Below are 19,904 nucleotides of genomic sequence, written 5' to 3'. Positions count from 1 at the left end.
TCTGATTACAGTGAAATATTAAGTCCTAGTGTATAATATACAGGTGTTGGGCCATCATTTTGAGGATCCCAGTAATTCCAGGTAGGGGAATACACGGCTGCATTATTCACATTCAGATATATTTTAGTACTCTTCATTTTAAGTCTGTTAGACAATTCTTGTGGTACGGAATAAGCAAGTGCAACTGTATTCAGTCTGATAAAGGAGTTATCTCTGAACACATTAAAGGTTGATCCGCTTGTTCCGGAATTGAGCCGTGCATAATCGTTAATTGGGTTAGACGCAGTCCAGTAAGGAATTGCATAAGAGCTTGTGCGGCCTAAGCCTACGCCACCGGGTTGATGTTTTGCCTGGTTAAATTGTTTTTTCTGTCCCCAGTTGGATAGAAGCTGAAAGGAGAAGTCAAAACTCTTTAAAAAGTTGAATTCATTTCGAAGTGCCCAGGTAAATCGTGGTGTAGTATAACCGAGGAATTGTTTGTCCTCATCATTATAGAGATAATTTCCGTCTTTATCTTCCAGTTTAAAGTCGCCGGCTTTTATTCCTTTGTTAAACTTCAACGCTTCTTCCATTTCACTTTCTTGCCATACTCCCAAGATTTTATAGTCCCAGATTACATTGATGTCTTTTCCAATAAACCATCCATTACCAAGATCATTGGCAGGGGTTGCAAGTGCATTAATTGTATTTCGGTTAAGAAAGAAATTTACTGAGGAATTCCAGCTGAATTTATCGGATTTAATGTTTCTGCTGTTCAGACTTATTTCAAATCCTTTGTTCGTTACCTTGGCTAGATTTGAATTTACATTTACGTATCCTGATACGGTTGTAAGTGTTTGTCTGATCAGTAAATCGTTTGTCCTTTTGTCGTAGACATCTATTGAGCCGCTTAATCTGTCATTTAGGAATGAAAAATCAAGACCTGCATTGAAAGATTTTGTTTGTTCCCATTTCAGATTATCATTGCCAATTCTGTTATTAATGATCAGCGTGTTTACCTCGGAAGCTGCTCCGCTAGAATTGACCAGTTGATATTTTCCAATAGTTAACTGGGTTAATGCAGCATAAGGGTCAACGGTATTATTATCAGGATTCCGTAGATCACGGTTACCATTAATACCATAAGATACACGGAGTTTACCATAGCTTAACCAGTTGATTGATTTAAAGAATGGTTCTTCTGTGAAACTCCATGCAAAGGCTGCTGCTGGAAACAGTGCTCTCTTATTGTTTTCGCCAAATACAGAGTAACCGTCTCTACGAACAGATAAAGTCAAGTTATAGCGTTGTAATAAGCTATAATTTAATCTTCCCATTAAAGCATCGCCTGTATAGACTTTATCATCGCTATTTACAGTAGGTTTAATACCACTTGCAAGATTGTGATAACCTAGAAAATCTCCGGGAACAAAGCCTTCATTTCCACCTTGTGTCCACCAGGTTTGATATTTTTCTGCGTTAGCTAAAAGAGTTACATCGAGAGTATGGATCTTGTTGAATGTTTTATTCCACTTCAACAAGTTATCTACCTGCCAATTGTATCTTGTTTCGTTTGCACGGGTCACTGAGCCACCTGGTGTCGTAACGTTGGGGTTTAATGAAGACAAATGATTAAAGGTGCGGTACATATCAATACCAGGACTGAAATTTAACTGGTAAGTAATACCAAAGGGTAAATTTACTTTAGAATAAATGCTTCCAAAAAGAGTGTTTTGCCTATTAAACCTGGAGTTATAAGTCATGTCAAGAAAAGGATTTCTTGCATTTAATCCATTGTCGTCAGTAGGAATTCTGCGTAATGTTCCGTCTGCATTATACATGTCACCATAAGGGGATAATGCGGTCAGTTGAGACCAATCGGCTTCAATTGCTCCTTCATCCCTATCTGCATATTGAAGGTTTATACCAACGGTTAAGAATTTGGCGGCTTTACCTTCCAAATTAACACGAGCTCTGAATGTGCTGAATTCGCCTCCTTTTATCAGGTTTTCGTTTTTAAGATAGCCAAGGGACATATAATAGGAAACTTCTTCCTTTTTTCCTGACATACTTAAAGTATGGTCCTGACGCAATCCGGTTTGGAATATTTCATCATACCAGTTTACTACTTTTCCATTCAGGACGTTGGTTTTCTCATTGGCCACCAGGCCCAGTCTATTGAGCCACAGATCCTGCGGATCTCCGGATTGTCCATTGAGCCATTGGGTTAAAGTCACTCCTTCAGAAAGATTATCAGGGTTGTCATAGAGGTAGGATGCAGTAGCTCCTCCACTTCTCATAACGTCTGCGCGCCAATTTAAGAAGCCGGGGCCGTCATAAACGGCCTGATTACGAGCTAGCTTTGCAATGCCAATATTCGTATTAATGGAGATTGTAGGTGGTCCGGTTTTTCCTTTTTTTGTAGTGATGGCTATCACTCCTGTCGCGGCCTTTGCGCCAAAGACAGCAAGCGAACTGGCGTCTTTCAATACGTCAACTGATTCAATATCATTTGGATTAATATCGGATAGGTCACCGGAATAGATTACCCCATCAAGTACAATTAAAGGGGATGTGCTGGCACTTAGAGATGTTTTTCCGCGGACAAGTAGATCACCACCGCCTTTAGCACTGGTATTGAGACTAACATTCAGACCTGGAATATTTCCTCTCAGCAGGTCGGTGACATTCTGTGGATTTTCATTCTCCAGTTGAGCTGCCTTTACACTTGATACGGAACCTGTGACATCCTTTTTAGTGGCAGTTCCATAACCGATCACCACCACTTCATCTAGCTGTTTGGTGTCTTCTGTTAGCGTAATGTTGATTTCTGATCGGCTCCCTACACTTTGCTCTAGTGTATTAAATCCGACACTGCTAAATACAAGAACTCCATTTGCTGGAACTGGGATTTGAAAATCGCCATTTGCTCCTGTTGAAATTCCTTGAGTGGTTCCTTTTACTTTGATAGATACTCCCGGGATCGGGATACCTCCTTTGTCTTTAACGATTCCTCTTATTGTTCTCTCTTGTGCAAAAGAATGTAAAGTGCACATGAACAGGAATACAATAAAAAATGTAAACTTTCTTCCCATGATTTGTTGGTTATAGATGTAAGAATTTAGAATAAACTGGTTATGATTCTGCGATAAAGATGGAGAGATAAATATTGAATATCAAATATTTTAGCATTAATATTTGATATTCAATATGTTAAGATTTTAAAAATACGCATTAGTAGCACCGGAAACAGATCTAAATACGTTGATTATTAAGTATTTATGAATATCAATTTTAATATGTAATACGCTTGGATCACACTATTAGGTCAAAATAAAAAAATTAGCTAATGAATTGATTATTAGACCTTGTGATGGATTTTAAAAGATGGATTTATGGAAATATGTCAAACAGAAAATATAATTTATCTTTACAAAATCTATAATAATTAGAATATACAAGTAGATAAATTAATTTTTTAAGTTTATTATCCAAAAAGCGAAGCAAAGACATCTTCTATTTTAGAGGAAGTTTTAATTTCAATGGTATATCGGGTAGGATCAATACCTTTTTGATTGTATTTGGAGATGTAGATCTGTTCGAAACCTAGTTTTTGAGCTTCAGCAATGCGGTGTTCAATTCGGTTTACTGCTCTTATTTCGCCTGATAATCCTACTTCTGCTGCAAAGCAAATCTTCGATGAAACGGATATATCTTCATGGGAAGATATTATGGCTACTATAATGCCCAGATCAACAGCAGGGTCTTCCACACGTAATCCACCAGCAATATTTAAAAATACATCTTTTGCGCTTAAGCGGAAACCGCATCGTTTTTCGAGTACAGCCAGCAGCATATTCATTCTTTTTGTATCGAAACCGGTAGCAGAACGTTGGGGAGTGCCATAGGCGGAAGCACTTACGAGTGCCTGTGTTTCGATGAGCATGGGTCTGACGCCTTCTAACATCGCCGAAATGGTGATGCCAGTAAGTTCTTCATCCCGCTGTGAAAGGAGAATTTCTGAGGGGTTAGAGACTTCGCGAAGGCCTACGCCCTGCATTTCATAAATTCCTAGCTCTGAGGCAGAACCAAATCGGTTCTTTACTGCCCGGAGGATCCGATATACATGATGCCGGTCGCCTTCAAATTGAAGTACCGTATCAACCATATGTTCCAGAATCTTTGGTCCGGCTATAGATCCGTCTTTGGTAATATGTCCAATCAGGAAGACTGGGGTAGCGGTTTCTTTTGCAAAGCGCATCAATTCTGCAGCGCATTCGCGTACCTGAGATACACTGCCGGGTGTAGAATCGATATGTGCAGAATGTAGGGTCTGGATCGAATCAATGATGATTAAATCGGGTTCAAGGATTTCTATTTGCTTGAATATATTTTGGGTGGAGGTTTCGGTGAGAATAAATACACCGGTTCCATCTTTAGCAGGTTCGGCTTGAGAGAGTCTTTCGGCCCTCATTTTGATCTGCTGTTCGCTTTCTTCTCCTGAAACGTAGAGGATCTTTTTCCCTTTTAAATTGAGGGCGAGTTGCAGCATGAGTGTGGACTTTCCAATACCCGGTTCTCCGCCTATCAGTACTAATGAACCAGGAACAATGCCACCACCCAATACCCGGTTGAATTCATGGTCAGGAGTGGCTAAACGGCTCTCTTCGGTATAGGCTATTTCATGGATGGCAGATGGTTTTGCAACTCTGGATGTACCTCCGGGACCTTTCCATTCGGGTACAGCAGCGCTGGGCTTTTGAATAATTTCTTCTACAAAAGTATTCCATTGATTGCAGGAAGGACATTTGCCAAGCCATTTTGCTGATTCGTAACCACAGCTTTGACAGAAATATGCTGATTTAATTTTAGCCAATTTGATTTTCTTTGTATTGCGTACGAAAATACAACATGATCAGACAAAAAGATCAATTATTATGATGTGTTTGGGATAGAGGGTTATCAAGACAAAAAAAAGGTTCAAGCAAAAGGTATAATAACCTGCTTGAACCTCTTTTTATATTATAATTTAATTTCTTCCTCTTTAGAATTCGTAAAATGGAATTCTGTCAGATAGTAGGAAGGAGAAGATTTAACTGAAATCCACTTCCCATAGGTAAAAAACCATTTCCATTGACGGGTAATGAATCCTTTTTTAATGTATGCTGCAATGTACGGGTGCACAGAGAGCGCTACACTTTTTTCATTCTGCTCGTTTAAGATATAGTTCAGATTGTTTTCAATGTCATCCATCAATACAATACTGGCCTTAATCTCTCCGGTACCTCCGCATGCAGGGCATTTCTCGTTCGTTACAATGTTCATCTCCGGACGTACACGTTGTCTGGTTATTTGTACCAGTCCAAACTTACTAGGTGGGAGAATCGTATGTTTTGCACGATCAAGTGCCATTTGTTGCTTCAGGTAATCAAAAAGATCTTTCCTGTTGTTGGGCTTATGCATGTCGATAAAATCGACTACCACAATACCACCCATATCTCTCAGTCGCAATTGTCTGGCGATTTCTTTGGCAGCTTCCTTATTGACCATGAAAGCATTCTCTTCCTGGTTTTCCGGACTTGCTGTTCTGTTTCCGCTGTTGACATCAATAACATGTAATGCTTCTGTATGCTCAACCACAAGGTACGCACCTCCAGGGAGGTTAACGGTTCGTCCAAAGGTCGATTTGATTTGCTTTTCTACGCCAAAGTGTTCAAAAATGGACTCTTTGTGTTTGTAAAGCTTTACAATTTTCTCCAACTCAGGCGAAATGTCTTTTACATACATGCGGATCTCTTCATAAATAACCGTGTCGTTAACATGGATATTGGTGAAGTCAGCATTTAAAAGATCACGCAGGATAGTGGACGTTCTGCCCATTTCTCCCAGTATTTTCTTTGAAGGCTCTGTAGCTTCCAGTCTTGTATTGATGAGTTCCCAACGGGCGATCAGATCTAACAGGTCTTTTTGCAATTCAGATACACCTTTTCCTTCGGATACGGTACGTATTATTACCCCAAAGTTCTTAGGTTTTATACTTTCAACAATCTTTTTTAGCCTGGTTCTTTCGGTATTACTTTTTATCTTTTTAGAGATAGAGATGGATTCCGAAAAGGGTACCAGCACTACAAATCTTCCTGCAATAGAAAGATCAGAACTTAAACGTGGGCCTTTAGTTGAAATAGGTTCTTTGGCAATCTGAACGGGCAATAACATATTGCGGTTCAGTACTTCAGAAATTTTACCGGATTTATTGATATCCTCTTCCAGCTTAAAATTATTCAGCAATTTTTCTTTATAACTGCCGTTCTTTACGATCTTCGTCAGCTTTACTAGTGACTGTACCTGAGGCCCCAGGTCAAGATAATGCAAAAAAGCGTCCTTCTCATAACCAACATCAACAAAGGCGGCATTTAACCCGGGCATGATCTTTTTAACCCTCCCAAGGTAAATGTCTCCTACTGCATAATTGTTGTTAATATGTTCTGTGTGAAGTTCTACGAGTTGCTTATCTTGCAGTAAAGCTATAGTTACCCCATTAGGGGCCGAATTTATTATTAATTCCTTTACCAAGCTACCTCTTTTAGTGGCGACTTATTGGGCCGCCAATGTATGACACAAGAATTGATTCATAACACAAGAACCTCCATTCGCGTAAGCGTGGAGGTCTTTTGAACTAAATTATATTAGTTAGACTACTTTTTCTTGTGTCTGTTCTTTCTTAAACGTTTTTTACGTTTGTGGGTAGCCATTTTATGTCTCTTTCTTTTCTTACCGCTTGGCATAGTTTTTAGTTTAAAATGTTTTTATTGTTAATTAATTACTTTTTTAAGGTTTGAATACGTTGGTCTATATACGTGCTGAATCCTGGATCAGCAGCAAGAGTCTTGCTTGTTTCGTAGGCCTGTATGGCTTCCTCTTTTTGTCCCAGGTTTTCATAACATGTGGCCAAATAAAACCAGGCATCGGGAAGTTGTTGTTTTTCCAGAACGTTCTTAAATCGAATAACACCTTTGTCGAACTGGCCTGATTTGATCGAGAACAGGCCGAGGTTTAAATTCGCTTTAACATTTTTTGGATCTTCCTTAACCACTTCCAATAAGAGGGTAATACCTTTCATTGGTTCAGGGGTGCCGCTTACATAAGCTACACCTAATCCTGTTTTAGCATCTAAGCTTTTTGGATTTAAATCCAGTGCTTTCTGATAAGAAACAAGTGCTTTGGCAACCAATGCAGGTTGAATTAAGGTATCTTTCGTTGAGCTATATGCGCTGGTAAATAGATCACCAGTTTTAAGCCATGCAGAAAGCGTGTTTTCCTTTTCAGCAATTTGTTCATTGTAAAAAGCACTTGGAGCGGGTTGATTTACATCATCCCATTTTTGAGCAATTTGTTTAAGAAGGCTAAACCTCTCTGGCTCTCCGGCAGATTTAATGGAGGATTCCAGAGAAGATATCTGATCTGATAGGTTAGCATTTAACGCTTGCTTAGCAGTAGTAGAAACACTTTCGACGCTTACTAATGGAAGTTGAGACGCTTTTTCGGCTGCTTCGCCAGAATGTTGTCCCTCGTTTCCTTTTTTAAGCCCCTTAATGTCTAATGAGAGCAGAAGTCCCATTAACACCACCACTAAACCAATTACAGCTATCTGCTTTCCTTTTATCATTCTTCAGAAATTATGCTTCTGCTGCTGATTTTGCTTCTTCAGCTGCTGCTGCAAGTTTGGTTACATTACCGTTTTTTACTTTTTCAACAAATACTTTTGCTGGTTTGAAGCTTGGTACATAATGCTCAGGAATAATGATGGCTGTGTTCTTTGAAATGTTACGCGCTGTCTTTGTTGCTCTTTTTTTCACAACAAAGCTCCCAAAGCCTCGTACATACACATTTTCTCCATTTACCATAGAGTTTTTAATTACTTTAAAAAATGCTTCTACCGCTTCCTGCACATCTAGCTTTTCGATTCCGGTTTTGGTGGATATCTCTGCGATAATTTCTGCTTTAGTCATATCTTATTATGTTAACTTTTTACGTAAACTCTTAATTGTTTTGGGGTTGCAAAAGTATTAGTTTAATTCGTAATCATAAAATAAAAACATTTATTTTTCTTTTAACTTCTAAAATGCCAGATACATACCACGAATAAATCGTGTTTTTATTTTGCTAATTTAGGTTAAATAGTCTGTATATCTGTGTTCTGTGCACTTTTGAGCACTTTATATTGCTGCAAATGTGATATTTGTATTTTTATTGTTATTTCTTTCAAACACCTGAATATCCTGCTCATGTCGGTGGCAAATTTCCAATTTTGATTGATTGGACGTCAGATTCCTGATGTCTCATTTAAATTTTGATACTTTTTATCACCTTTGCATAATGCAGTTTATTGATGAAATAATGGGGTGGTATCAGCAGAATAAACGTGATCTTCCATGGCGAAATACCAGTGATCCTTACGTGATTTGGCTCTCTGAAATCATCCTTCAGCAAACCCGTGTAGAGCAGGGTATGCCTTATTTTAATCGTTTTCAGGAGAAATATCCTGCGGTTGCTGATTTTGCTGGTGCTGCAGAAAATGATATTTTGAATCTTTGGCAGGGACTTGGTTATTATTCCAGAGGAAGAAATATGCATGCTACGGCACAGCTTGTGATGGAAAATCATGGGGGGCTTTTCCCAACCAGGTATGATGATTTGATTCAATTGAAGGGCATTGGAGAATATACGGCTGCTGCCATATCGTCTTTTTCTGTCAATGAGCCCAGAGCGGTTGTTGATGGAAACGTTTTTAGACTCCTTTCTCGTTATTTTGGCATTAAAGAGGTGATTAATAGTTCCCAGGGTAAGAAAATATTTACTCAACTGGCCAATGAGGTCATGAATAAAGAGCAACCTGGGTTAAGCAACCAGGCGATGATGGAATTTGGTGCTCTTGTGTGTAAACCTAAATCTCCTGATTGTGTAATTTGTCCGCTTAACCAGGATTGTTATGCCTTGAAACAGGGCGAAATTGGAAATCTTCCTGTAAAAAAGAAAGGTGGCAGTTCCCGCTCGAGGTATTTCAATTATGTGGTTGTTTTGAAGGATAACGCGGTGCTGATGAATAAAAGGGGACCTAAGGATATCTGGGAGAATCTATACGATTTTCCTTTGTTTGAAACGGATACTGCTCTTGATGCTCCTGCTGTTTTAGCCTTGCCCGAATTTGTAGAAATCTTTGGTGCGAATGTTAGGCCAGAATCGGTATATCGCTCGGCAAAACATCTCTTGAGCCATCAAACTATATATGCTCAATTTATTGTCATTCAAGATTTTAACTTAACACTAGCGCAGAAAGTAAACTGGTCGTATATCCGTTTTGATGATTTGGAAAAGATGGCTCAACCAAAAATAATTTTCTCCTTTCTAAGAAACTTAGTACATTGACGCGACTAATAAAAAATTAAATTATGGCGGGAGTAAATAAAGTAATATTGGTTGGACATCTGGGTAAAGATCCTGAGGTCCGGCATTTAGAAAATGGGACAAGTGTGGCTAGTTTTACCTTAGCGACCTCGGAAAATTATACGAGAGATGGCAAGAAAGTTGAACAAACCGAATGGCATAATATTGTAGTTTGGAGGGGTTTAGCAGATGTAGCAGAAAAATACCTGAAGAAGGGTGAATTGATTTATGTGGAAGGTAAACTTAGAACCCGCTCTTATGATGATAAGAATGGAGTTAAGCGTTATCAGACAGAAGTTGTAGCCGATAATTTTACCATGTTGGGCAAAAAGAGTAGCTCTGGAGATGAACAATCTAATAGTACTGATGAGAAGAACACCTCTAATCACCAGGAACCAGCAGTAGATTTCGCTCCTGATACTTCGGATGATTTACCCTTCTAAAAGCAAGCATAAAGGGTAGAAATATGATAATCTGCCCTTTGTGTTCAATTTCTTGATCCCACATTTCGTTGTTTATTGACTTGCAGATGAATAAAAACACGAATGATTATATGATACTAAAATTAAAATCAATAATTTTGTATGGTATTAATAAGTTTTACCAAGTAAGTCATATCGAAATGAACAAGTCTCTTTTTAACATTACTACGGCATCCCCAGCTATGATTGGGCATGTTACTGTTGTGATAGGTGAAAAGAATATCAATGCAAAGTTGGTGTTCAGACACCGACGACCCTTTATGCCAAGGGTTTGAAAACTATAATGAATTCCCCCTCTCTAGATTCTGCTTCCCGCAGAATTCAATTAACAATTTTTCTGAAAAACTAAAGACGTCATAGTCTTCATCCGTGAAGAGCGGATTTTCATAAAATGAACGAAAAAGATTTCTCTGTAATAGTAGCTTCTGAATTGCATACCAGTTATGCCGAACAGATATGTGATGAAATGGCAGAATCCGCGAAAGCTCGTGGAACCGGAATAGCACGTAGAAGTCCCGAATACGTGGCCAATAAAATGCGTGAAGGAAAAGCTGTCATCGCGATTCATCAGGATGGTACATGGGCTGGGTTTTGTTATATCGAAACTTGGGGACATGAAGGATTTGTGGCCAACTCAGGTTTGATTGTCAATCCCCCTTACCGTAAATGTGGCCTAGCTAAAGCCATAAAGAATAGAATATTTAAACTTTCAAGGGAAAAATACCCTGACTCTAAGATCTTCGGTTTAACTACCGGTCTTGCTGTAATGAAAATTAACTCAGAACTTGGGTATGAACCGGTAACTTATTCCGAACTTACACAAGATGAGAAATTTTGGAGTGGCTGCAAGAGTTGTGTGAATTTTGATATTCTAACCATGAAGGAAAGAAAGAATTGTCTGTGTACAGCAATGCTTTATGATCCTGTGGAAAAAATGAAAGAGCTTGAAGAAAAGCAAAGGTTGCAAGACGAAAAGCTAAATAAGGTAACGCGCAAGTCGTCGTTATTTGAACGTATAGAAGAAAAACTAAAGGGATCGGCAAAGATGCTGTATACCGCTGTTCTTCATTCTTAACGTATTGGGTGTCAGTTGCAGACATCATGATCATATAAATTACTGAAATGAAAAAGAAAGTTGTTTTAGCCTTTAGTGGTGGATTAGATACTTCATACTGTGCTATTTATTTATCCCGCGATCTTGACCTTGAAGTACATTCGGTTATTGTAAATACCGGAGGTTTTAACAAGGAAGAACTGGATCTGATTGAAAAAAAGGCTTATGCTCTAGGTGTGACTTCTCACCATGCAGTAGATGCAGTTGAAGGCTATTATAACAGTTCATTGCGCTATTTAATTTATGGTAATGTATTGAAAAATAACACCTATCCACTTTCTGTAAGTGCTGAAAGGGTTACGCAGGCCACTGCTATAGCAAATTATGCGAAAGATGTTCATGCAGACTTTGTTGCTCACGGAAGTACAGGTGCAGGTAATGATCAGGTTCGTTTTGATATGATCTTCAATATCCTGATTCCTGGAGTGGGTATTATTACACCGATTCGTGACTTGAAGTTAAGCCGTGATGAGGAGATTGAGTATTTGCATCGTCATGGTGTAGAGATCAATGCGGAAAAGGCTAAATATTCAATTAATAAAGGGATTTGGGGAACATCTGTTGGGGGTAAAGAAACCTTGACATCAAACGGCATGTTGCCTGAAGAAGCATGGCCTACTCAGGTTACTAAAACAGATGCAGAGAACCTGGAGCTGGAATTTATTAAGGGTGAGCTTACATCTGTCAATGGCGTACATTACGATCATCCGGTGCAGGCTATTCAGGCTTTACAGGTTATTGCGGCTCCATTTGGAATAGGTCGTGATATACACGTAGGAGATACCATTATTGGAATTAAAGGACGTGTTGGTTTTGAAGCCGCTGCCCCAATGGTCATTATCAAAGCGCATCATGCTCTGGAAAAACATACTTTAACCAAGTGGCAGTTAAGCTGGAAAGATCAGTTGTCGATGTTTTATGGCAACTGGATGCATGAAGGTCAGTTTCATGACCCTGTTATGCGTGATATTGAAGCTTACCTGAGCAACTCACAAAAGACGGTTAACGGAAAAGTATTTATTCAATTATTGCCTTACCGCTTTGTTGTGCTGGGAATTGAATCAGATAATGATTTAATGAGCAGTAAGTTCGGTAGTTATGGTGAAATGAATGAAGGTTATACCGGAGATGACGTAAAGGGATTTTCTAAAATATTTGGTAACCAGGTATCGATCTGGCATAAAGTAAATGCCTCCAATTCCTGATTGACAGGCTTAAGATAGAAGAATGAAGAAAATTAAAGCCGGAATTGTCGGTGGTGCCGGCTATACAGGGGGAGAACTTCTCCGTTTACTGGTCAATCACCCCCAAGTGGAAATCACTTTCGTACATAGCAACAGTAATGCTGGGAACCTTATTTCGGATGTGCATACTGATCTTACAGGCGATACTGACCTGGTGTTTACTCAGGAGCTCACACAAGAAATTGATGTTCTTTTTCTATGTGTAGGTCATGGTGATGCAAGGAAGTTTCTGGAGAGCCATGAGATACACAGTAATATTCATTTAATTGACTTAAGTCAGGATTTCAGGTTGAGCAACAATGCAACTTATAAAGGAAGTGAATTCGTTTACGGACTCCCTGAACTGCAACGTGATGCTATTAAAAAGGCACAACATATTGCTAATCCGGGATGTTTTGCTACTTGTATTCAGCTGGCTTTACTGCCTTTAGCTGCTGCAGGTGTGTTGACCGATGAGGTGCATATTTCAGCTACTACAGGGTCTACAGGTGCGGGTCAGAGTTTAAGTCAGACTACCCATTTCAGCTGGAGGAACAATAATGCTTCCGTTTATAAAGCATTCGAACATCAGCATTTAAATGAAATTACGCAATCGCTTCAACAGGCAGGGTCATCACTAAACAAAGATCAACTTAACTTTATTCCTTATCGGGGTGACTTTCCAAGAGGGATCATCGCATCTGTATATACCAAGTGTTCTTTAACACAAGAAGAGGCAGTAAACCTTTTTGAGTCGTACTACAAAGAGCATCCCTTTACACATTTGTTGAAAAAGAATATTGATTTGAAGCAAGTAGTCAATACCAATAAATGTTTCCTGTATGTAGAGAAACATGGCGACAAGTTATTGATTGTGAGTATTATTGATAATCTGTTAAAAGGAGCATCAGGACAGGCGGTTCAAAACATGAATCTTATTTTCGGACTGGATGAACAGGCCGGATTAAAGTTAAAAGCAGCAGCTTTTTAAATATTGAGAGATGAAATTATTCGACGTATATCCATTAAACCCTATTGAAATTGTAAAAGGCAAAGGAAGCCTGGTATGGGATAATAATGGGCAAGAGTACCTTGACCTTTACGGTGGTCATGCGGTTATATCAATTGGTCACACGCATCCGCATTACGTAGAACGACTTACCGATCAGCTGAATAAAATTGGCTTTTATTCCAACTCTATTCGTATCAGAGGACAGGAAGAATTAGCAGAAAAGCTTGGTCATGTTTCTGGAAAGGTTGATTATCAACTTTTTTTATGTAATTCAGGAGCGGAAGCAAATGAGAATGCGCTAAAGCTGGCTTCGTTTTATAATGGAAGAAAAAAGGTTATTGCATTTAAAGGAGCTTTTCATGGGCGGACTTCACTAGCTGTATCCTGTACAGATAATCCGAAGATCATTGCACCTGTGAACGAAACCGATCATGTGGTGTTTTTGCCACATAACGACTTGGAAGCATTGCAGGATGCTTTTACTACCTATGGAAACGAAATCTGTGCCGTCTTAATAGAAGGTATTCAGGGCGTTGGAGGGATCAGACCTGCCACCAATGAATTTTTGCAATTAATCCGTTCTTTATGTGATCAGTACAATGCGGTATATGTTGCTGATTCCGTACAGTGTGGTTATGGCCGTTCAGGTAAATTCTATTCTCATGATTATGCAGGAGTAAATGCTGATGTATATACGATGGCTAAAGGTATGGGCAATGGTTTTCCGGTTGCGGGTATTTCTATTGCGCCTAAGTTTAAACCATGGCATGGCATGCTGGGTACTACTTTTGGTGGTAATCATTTGGCCTGTGCTGCAGCGCTATCTGTTCTGGAAGTTATTGAGCAGGATCATCTGATGGGAAACGCCGCTTCAATAGGGGCATACCTTACCGAAGAATTAAATAAGTTCAAGCAGGTAAGAGAAGTAAGAGGCCGGGGATTAATGATCGGCATTGATCTTCCTGAAGAGCTTTCTCATGTGAAGAAGGAATTATTATTTAAACATCATATTTTTACAGGAGAGGCTAAACCTAATGTAATCCGTTTATTGCCTGCTCTGAATTTAACTAAAGCTCATGCGGATCAATTTCTTGATGCATTTGGCCAGGTATTAAACGCTTAATTATTCATTTTGCTGCTTAAGGCAATTACTCTTTTAAAATGAAATTATTTACTTCCGTTCATGATGTTCCCAATGTAGACGAGCTTGTTAAAGAAGCTCTTTCTTTAAAAACTGATCCTTATGCACTACAACATATTGGAAAGAATAAGACTTTAGGACTTATCTTTTTAAATCCTAGTTTACGTACCCGTTTGAGTACTCAAAAAGCGGCTATGAACCTGGGGATGAATGTGATGGTGATGAATATGGATAAGGAAGGCTGGGCATTGGAAACAAGGGATGGAGTAATCATGAATGGTACTACAGTGGAGCATATCCGTGAAGCTGCAGCTGTGATTGGTGAGTATTGCGATATCATGGGTCTTCGCTCTTTTCCTACTTTAAAGGACCGGGAAGCAGATTATAGCGAAGACATCTTCAATAAGTTTATTAAATACAGCAACATTCCTGTGGTAAGTCTGGAAAGTGCTACTCGTCACCCCCTTCAGAGTTTTGCTGACCTGATCACTATTCAGGAATATAAAAAAACGGCTCGTCCTAAGGTAGTATTATCCTGGGCTCCTCATATTAAACCTTTGCCTCAGTCTGTACCTAATTCCTTTGCCGAATGGATGTGTCGTGCTGAAGCAGAAGGAATGATAGATTTTGTCATCACTCATCCCAGGGGATATGAACTGGCAGAAGAGTTTACGCCTAATGCAACGATTATTTACGATCAGGATGAAGCATTGAAAGATGCGGACTTTATATATGTGAAGAACTGGTCCAGCTATCAGGACTATGGTAAGATTTTACCAGGTGGTGAGGGATGGATGTTAGATTTAGAACGCCTTAAAATAACCAATCAGGCTAAAGTAATGCATTGTTTGCCGGTAAGAAGAGATTTGGAACTTTCATCAGAAATCCTGGATAGCGCTGAATCTTTGGTAATCAAGGAAGCAGGAAACCGCCTATGGGCAGCACAAACGGTATTAAAGAACCTTTTAACCTCTTTGTAAATCGGCTAATGGAATTATATGTTATCAAGATAGGGGGCAATGTAATTGACAACTCCGAGAACCTGCATCATTTTCTGAAAGACTTTTCTGCTCTAAAGGGGTATAAGATTCTTGTTCATGGAGGAGGAAAAATTGCAACAGACCTCTCTCATAGCATGGGTATTGAGCCTAAACTGGTGGATGGCAGAAGGATAACAGATATTGAAACGTTACGGGTGGTGACGATGGTTTATGCTGGACTGATCAATAAAAACATTGTGGCACAACTTCAACGCTATTCCTGCAACGCAATAGGACTAACCGGAGCGGATGCCAATTTGATTAAAGCGACGAAAAGACCCGTTAAAGATATTGACTATGGTTTCGTAGGCGATTTATCTGATACCTCAGTTGATGAGGAGAAATTAAGTACTTTATTGAAATCAGGTATTGTTCCTGTCTTTTCTGCCATTACGCATGATGGAGAAGGCCAGCTGCTGAATACCAATGCAGATACAATTGCTTCTGCTTTGGCTGTAGCGCTATCCTCTTTATATGAGGTGAGCCTGGTTTACTGTTTTGAGAAAAAGGGTGTACTTTTAGATGTGGATGATGATCTTTCGGTTTTAAGAGAGATTAATACAGCTGAATTCAAAAAACTTAAAGAAGATAATGTGATTGCCGGGGGTATGTTGCCTAAGCTTCATAATGCTTTTCAGGCCATTGAGAAAGGAGTGACTGAAGTTTATATAGGGAAATCGGATGAGCTTCAATTGCTGGGAAAAGAATCATTCGGCACTCGGTTATTCGCTTAAATTGCTGATACAGCCATTATGGAATGAAAATATTAAATTATGATTGCCTTTTGAATACGCGGACAAAGAAAATATTTTAGATATTGAAACTACTTAGAAAGATATCCATACTTAGAAATAATTTCACTGTTTATTCAGCAATTGAAAAGTTTAGGATAGCATCAAGGTTAATAGAGGCAATTCAACAAAATCAATGCAGTTAACTGATTAGAATGGCATATTAACAGAAGCAATTTAGTATAATCAATGCAATAGTTCAGATAGACATCCGTATTAGGAATAATGGGTTGATTACTAAGTAATTGCAATTGCTCAGAAAGGCATCATTACAAAAAGTAATAAGTTAATATCTAAGCAATTACAACTGCTCAGATAAACATCAAAATGTAATAAAATTCAGTAAACGCAAAGCAATTAAAACGGCTCAGAAAAGTATCAATATTTAATAATATAGTCTGATGAAAAATATACATGGAAACATTGCAATACTAGGAAGTGGAAATATAGGTCTTTCACTTGCTTATGGCTTAGTGAAAGCAGATTACCAGGATGCAGCATCTATATTATTAACCAGACGGAATGTCTCTCACCTCACAGAGCAGGCTCAAATGGGTTATCAGGTTTCTGCTAATAATCCAGAAGCAGTAAAAAATGCCTCTATTGTGATCCTTGCGGTTCTGCCACAACAGTTGGATGGCCTTTTACATGAAATTCAGCCCGTAATTGATGCAAGCAAACACCTTGTTATTTCTGTTATTTCAGGAGTGAGCTGTAAAGATATTAAAGCAAAGTTAGGTCACGATGTACAGGTTGTACGGGTTATGCCCAATACGGCCATTTCAATCGGACAGTCTATGACCTGTATTGCTTCTGATAATGCATCAACAGAGCAGGTTGCATTAGTGCAGAGCATGTTTGAAACCGTAGGTTCTGTAGTGGTTATTAATGAAGACCTGATGACTTCAGCAACTGCATTGTGCGCTTGTGGTATCGCTTTCTTTTTGAGAGCGATAAGGGCAGCATCGCAAGGCGGGGTAGAGATTGGATTTCATGCAGATATAGCCTTGAAGATGGCGGTTCAGACCGCTAAGGGTGCTGCCGATTTGTTATTGCAACATCACAGTCACCCTGAGCAGGAAATTGATAAGGTAACCTCTCCTAAGGGATGTACAATAGCCGGATTGAACGAAATGGAACATCAGGGATTTAGTTCCTCGCTAATCAAGGGAATAAAACTTTCCGCAGTTAAAGCCGGAGAACTATATATTGAAAGTAAGTAGGATGGTTAATCAACTTGGGTCTGAAAGTATAAGCTTACTCAAAGAGCTGATTGCAATTCCCTCTTTAAGCAAAGAGGAACAAGGCACTGCAGCTCTGCTTGAAGGTTTTTTTTTATCGCATTCCATTCCATTTCAAAGGAAAGTAAACAACATTTGGGCCTATAACCTTCACTTCGATCCTTTAAAACCAACCATACTACTTAACTCACATCATGACACGGTGAAACCTAATATGGGTTATAACAGGGATCCTTTTTCTGCAGATGTAGAAGATGGAAAATTGTATGGACTGGGAAGTAATGATGCTGGAGGGGCATTAGTATCCCTAATAGCTGCATTCAGGCATTTCTATACTGAAACAGGCTTACGTTATAACCTTTGTCTGGCTGCAACTGCAGAGGAAGAAATTTCGGGACTTAACGGAATTGAATTGATTATCCCTGATTTAGGTAAGCTTGATTTTGCTCTGGTTGGCGAACCAACACAAATGCATTTGGCTATTGCGGAAAAGGGATTGATGGTACTCGATTGTACAACAACTGGTAAAGCAGGGCATGCCGCAAGAGAAGAGGGCGATAATGCGATCTACAAGGCCCTTAAAGATATTGAATGGTTTCGCACATTTCGCTTCCCTTTAGAGTCGGATGTTTTTGGTCCTGTTAAAATGTCGGTAACGATCATCAATTCAGGCTCTCAGCATAATGTTGTACCTGCTACTTGTACCTTTACTGTTGATGTGCGGGTTACAGATGTTTATACCATGGAAGAGGTATTGGAAATCATCAGATCTCATGTTTCTTGTACCGTAAAAGCCAGATCTTTACGACTTAAGCCTTCATCAATTGATAAAAGCCACCCTATTGTACAGGCAGGTATTGATCTTGGTAGAGAAACCTACGGATCCCCTACAACAAGCGATCAGGCATTACTAAATATTCCATCGCTTAAGATAGGACCAGGTGATTCTGGACGCTCCCACATGGCAGACGAATATATTTTTGCCAAGGAGATCGAAGAGGGAATTGCACTATATATAGCCTTATTAAATAAAATAATATACTAATAAGGATTTTTAATATACATTACTTAACAAAATAATAGACTAGATGAAGCTTTGGCAGAAAGATAAAGAAGTGTCCGGATCGGTAGAGAAGTTTACGGTAGGCAAAGACCGCGAATTAGATCAATTCCTGGCAGAAGCTGATGTGCTGGGTTCGCTGGCACATACCAGAATGCTGGAAAGTATTGGCCTCCTTAACAAAGAAGACCTGGATGCTGTTCAAAAAGGACTTAAAATTATCTATCAGGATATTCAGGACGGCAAGTTTACTATCGAGGAAGGTGTTGAAGATGTGCATTCTCAGGTAGAGCTACAACTTACCAAACACATTGGTGATGCGGGTAAGAAAATCCATAGTGGCCGTTCAAGAAATGACCAGGTGTTAGTGGATCTAAAGCTGTATTTCCGTTCCGAAATTAGGAATATGGTAGATAATACCACTCTTCTATTTAATTTACTGATCGAGTTAAGCGAGACACATAAAGAAAAACTTTTACCCGGATATACACACCTTCAAATCGCTATGCCCTCTTCTTTTGGCTTGTGGTTTGGTGCCTATGCAGAAAGTCTGGCCGACGATATGGAGCTTATGCTTGCTGCCTGGAAAATCTGCAATAAAAACCCTTTAGGCTCTGCTGCCGGATATGGATCTTCCTTTCCACTGAACCGTACCATGACAACAAAACTTCTCGGATTTGATTCCATGAACTATAATGTTGTTTATGCACAGATGGGTAGAGGTAAAACGGAACGGATCCTCGCTCAGGCGATGTCTTCTGTTGCCGCTACACTGGCTAAACTTGCCATGGATGTTTGCCTGTTTATCAATCAGAATTTTGGTTTTATTAAATTCCCGGATGAACTGACAACAGGATCGAGCATTATGCCCCATAAAAAGAATCCTGATGTATTCGAACTCATTCGTTCCCGTTGTAATAAGATTCAGGCCATGCCGAATGAGATTGCAATGATGACGACTAACCTGCCTTCAGGTTACCACCGAGACCTTCAGTTATTAAAGGAAAGTCTTTTCCCTGCTTTTATTTCTTTGAATGAATGCCTCGAAATGACCGCTTTTATGTTGAAGCATATCACCATAAAAGCAGATATTCTTGAAGACCCTAAATATGCCTACCTTTTTAGTGTCGATGCCGTGAATGAGGAAGTTCTAAATGGAATGCCCTTCCGCGAAGCATATAAAAAAGTGGGTTTAGCGATTGAAAGTGGTAATTTTAAAGCCCCGGCATCCGTTAAGCATGTCCATGAAGGAAGCATTGGCAATTTATGTAATCAGGAAATTACAGATTCATTTCATGCTGTTGTAGCAAATTTTAACTTTACCAAAGTAGAAGCGGCCATTAAAGCCCTTGTATCTTAACCAAATATATCATCTAT

Annotated in this window: 16 protein-coding genes; 11 read left to right on the top strand and 5 right to left on the bottom strand. The window is 39.2% G+C overall.

What is annotated here, in order from left to right; translation table 11 throughout:
- Window positions 1-5: 5 nt before the first annotated feature.
- From ADIARSV_RS09780 to ADIARSV_RS09760, 5 genes are all read right to left on the bottom strand, one after another.
- Window positions 6-3,074, bottom strand: coding sequence for a SusC/RagA family TonB-linked outer membrane protein (locus tag ADIARSV_RS09780; protein ID WP_016195332.1), 3,069 nt, complete (start codon window positions 3,072-3,074; stop codon window positions 6-8).
- Between the two features lie 392 nt (window positions 3,075-3,466).
- A complete protein-coding gene (gene radA / locus ADIARSV_RS09775; protein WP_016195331.1) occupies window positions 3,467-4,855 on the bottom strand; it encodes a DNA repair protein RadA in 1,389 nt (462 codons plus the stop codon).
- Between the two features lie 146 nt (window positions 4,856-5,001).
- Window positions 5,002-6,552: an Rne/Rng family ribonuclease gene (locus ADIARSV_RS09770; protein WP_016195330.1), complete on the bottom strand. Its 1,551-nt coding sequence runs from the start codon at window positions 6,550-6,552 to the stop codon at window positions 5,002-5,004.
- Between the two features lie 247 nt (window positions 6,553-6,799).
- Window positions 6,800-7,645, bottom strand: coding sequence for a tetratricopeptide repeat protein (locus tag ADIARSV_RS09765; protein WP_016195329.1), 846 nt, complete (start codon window positions 7,643-7,645; stop codon window positions 6,800-6,802).
- 10 nt (window positions 7,646-7,655) lie between these two features.
- Window positions 7,656-7,988 (bottom strand): HU family DNA-binding protein, encoded by a 333-nt coding sequence (locus tag ADIARSV_RS09760; RefSeq protein ID WP_016195328.1) that lies wholly within the window; start codon window positions 7,986-7,988, stop codon window positions 7,656-7,658.
- Between the two features lie 367 nt (window positions 7,989-8,355).
- On the opposite strand from ADIARSV_RS09760, the gene mutY reads away from it, so the two are divergent.
- The 11 genes from mutY (at window position 8,356) to argH (ending at window position 19,887) form a co-directional block, all read left to right on the top strand.
- The gene (gene mutY / locus ADIARSV_RS09755) at window positions 8,356-9,405 is read left to right on the top strand and encodes an A/G-specific adenine glycosylase (protein WP_016195327.1); all 1,050 of its coding nucleotides are present in this window, start codon (window positions 8,356-8,358) and stop codon (window positions 9,403-9,405) included.
- 23 nt (window positions 9,406-9,428) lie between these two features.
- A complete protein-coding gene (locus tag ADIARSV_RS09750; protein ID WP_016195326.1) occupies window positions 9,429-9,866 on the top strand; it encodes a single-stranded DNA-binding protein in 438 nt (145 codons plus the stop codon).
- Between the two features lie 430 nt (window positions 9,867-10,296).
- Entirely contained in the window at window positions 10,297-10,980 is a 684-nt protein-coding gene (locus tag ADIARSV_RS09740; protein WP_016195325.1) for a GNAT family N-acetyltransferase, read from the top strand.
- A 47-nt stretch (window positions 10,981-11,027) separates the two neighbouring features.
- Complete coding sequence (locus ADIARSV_RS09735; RefSeq protein ID WP_016195324.1) at window positions 11,028-12,224, top strand: argininosuccinate synthase; 1,197 nt, start codon at window positions 11,028-11,030, stop codon at window positions 12,222-12,224.
- A gap of 22 nt (window positions 12,225-12,246) precedes the next feature.
- Window positions 12,247-13,233, top strand: a complete 987-nt coding sequence (gene argC / locus ADIARSV_RS09730) for an N-acetyl-gamma-glutamyl-phosphate reductase (protein WP_016195323.1) — start codon at window positions 12,247-12,249, stop codon at window positions 13,231-13,233.
- Between the two features lie 10 nt (window positions 13,234-13,243).
- Window positions 13,244-14,377 carry an aspartate aminotransferase family protein gene (locus ADIARSV_RS09725; protein ID WP_016195322.1) on the top strand — a complete coding sequence of 378 codons (1,134 nt, stop codon included), beginning with the start codon at window positions 13,244-13,246 and terminating at the stop codon, window positions 14,375-14,377.
- A 38-nt stretch (window positions 14,378-14,415) separates the two neighbouring features.
- On the top strand, window positions 14,416-15,375 hold the full coding sequence (locus ADIARSV_RS09720) for a Rossmann-fold NAD(P)-binding domain-containing protein (RefSeq protein WP_016195321.1): 960 nt from the start codon (window positions 14,416-14,418) through the stop codon (window positions 15,373-15,375).
- A gap of 8 nt (window positions 15,376-15,383) precedes the next feature.
- Window positions 15,384-16,169: an acetylglutamate kinase gene (argB, locus tag ADIARSV_RS09715; RefSeq protein WP_016195320.1), complete on the top strand. Its 786-nt coding sequence runs from the start codon at window positions 15,384-15,386 to the stop codon at window positions 16,167-16,169.
- Window positions 16,170-16,627: 458 nt separating this feature from the next.
- The gene (gene proC, locus ADIARSV_RS09710; protein WP_016195319.1) at window positions 16,628-17,449 is read left to right on the top strand and encodes a pyrroline-5-carboxylate reductase; all 822 of its coding nucleotides are present in this window, start codon (window positions 16,628-16,630) and stop codon (window positions 17,447-17,449) included.
- 1 nt (window position 17,450) lies between these two features.
- Window positions 17,451-18,512, top strand: a complete 1,062-nt coding sequence (locus ADIARSV_RS09705; protein ID WP_016195318.1) for a M20 family metallo-hydrolase — start codon at window positions 17,451-17,453, stop codon at window positions 18,510-18,512.
- A 43-nt stretch (window positions 18,513-18,555) separates the two neighbouring features.
- Complete coding sequence (argH, locus tag ADIARSV_RS09700; protein WP_016195317.1) at window positions 18,556-19,887, top strand: argininosuccinate lyase; 1,332 nt, start codon at window positions 18,556-18,558, stop codon at window positions 19,885-19,887.
- Window positions 19,888-19,904 lie beyond the last annotated feature (17 nt).

Origin of the sequence: Arcticibacter svalbardensis MN12-7 (assembly GCF_000403135.1) — a bacterium.
GTDB lineage: Bacteria > Bacteroidota > Bacteroidia > Sphingobacteriales > Sphingobacteriaceae > Arcticibacter > Arcticibacter svalbardensis.
This window is presented reverse-complemented; position numbering and strand designations above follow the sequence as displayed.

Bases quoted from the DNA above. Each gene is read 5' to 3' on its own strand.
- ADIARSV_RS09780 (WP_016195332.1), bottom strand. From the start codon at position 3,074: ATGGGAAGAAAGTTTACATTTTTTATTGTATTCCTGTTCATGTGCACT.
- ADIARSV_RS09765 (WP_016195329.1), bottom strand. From the start codon at position 7,645: ATGATAAAAGGAAAGCAGATAGCTGTAATTGGTTTAGTGGTGGTGTTA.
- ADIARSV_RS09760 (WP_016195328.1), bottom strand. From the start codon at position 7,988: ATGACTAAAGCAGAAATTATCGCAGAGATATCCACCAAAACCGGAATC.
- mutY (WP_016195327.1), top strand. From the start codon at position 8,356: ATGCAGTTTATTGATGAAATAATGGGGTGGTATCAGCAGAATAAACGT.
- ADIARSV_RS09750 (WP_016195326.1), top strand. From the start codon at position 9,429: ATGGCGGGAGTAAATAAAGTAATATTGGTTGGACATCTGGGTAAAGAT.
- ADIARSV_RS09740 (WP_016195325.1), top strand. From the start codon at position 10,297: ATGAACGAAAAAGATTTCTCTGTAATAGTAGCTTCTGAATTGCATACC.
- ADIARSV_RS09735 (WP_016195324.1), top strand. From the start codon at position 11,028: ATGAAAAAGAAAGTTGTTTTAGCCTTTAGTGGTGGATTAGATACTTCA.
- argC (WP_016195323.1), top strand. From the start codon at position 12,247: ATGAAGAAAATTAAAGCCGGAATTGTCGGTGGTGCCGGCTATACAGGG.
- ADIARSV_RS09725 (WP_016195322.1), top strand. From the start codon at position 13,244: ATGAAATTATTCGACGTATATCCATTAAACCCTATTGAAATTGTAAAA.
- ADIARSV_RS09720 (WP_016195321.1), top strand. From the start codon at position 14,416: ATGAAATTATTTACTTCCGTTCATGATGTTCCCAATGTAGACGAGCTT.
- argB (WP_016195320.1), top strand. From the start codon at position 15,384: ATGGAATTATATGTTATCAAGATAGGGGGCAATGTAATTGACAACTCC.
- proC (WP_016195319.1), top strand. From the start codon at position 16,628: ATGAAAAATATACATGGAAACATTGCAATACTAGGAAGTGGAAATATA.
- ADIARSV_RS09705 (WP_016195318.1), top strand. From the start codon at position 17,451: ATGGTTAATCAACTTGGGTCTGAAAGTATAAGCTTACTCAAAGAGCTG.
- argH (WP_016195317.1), top strand. From the start codon at position 18,556: ATGAAGCTTTGGCAGAAAGATAAAGAAGTGTCCGGATCGGTAGAGAAG.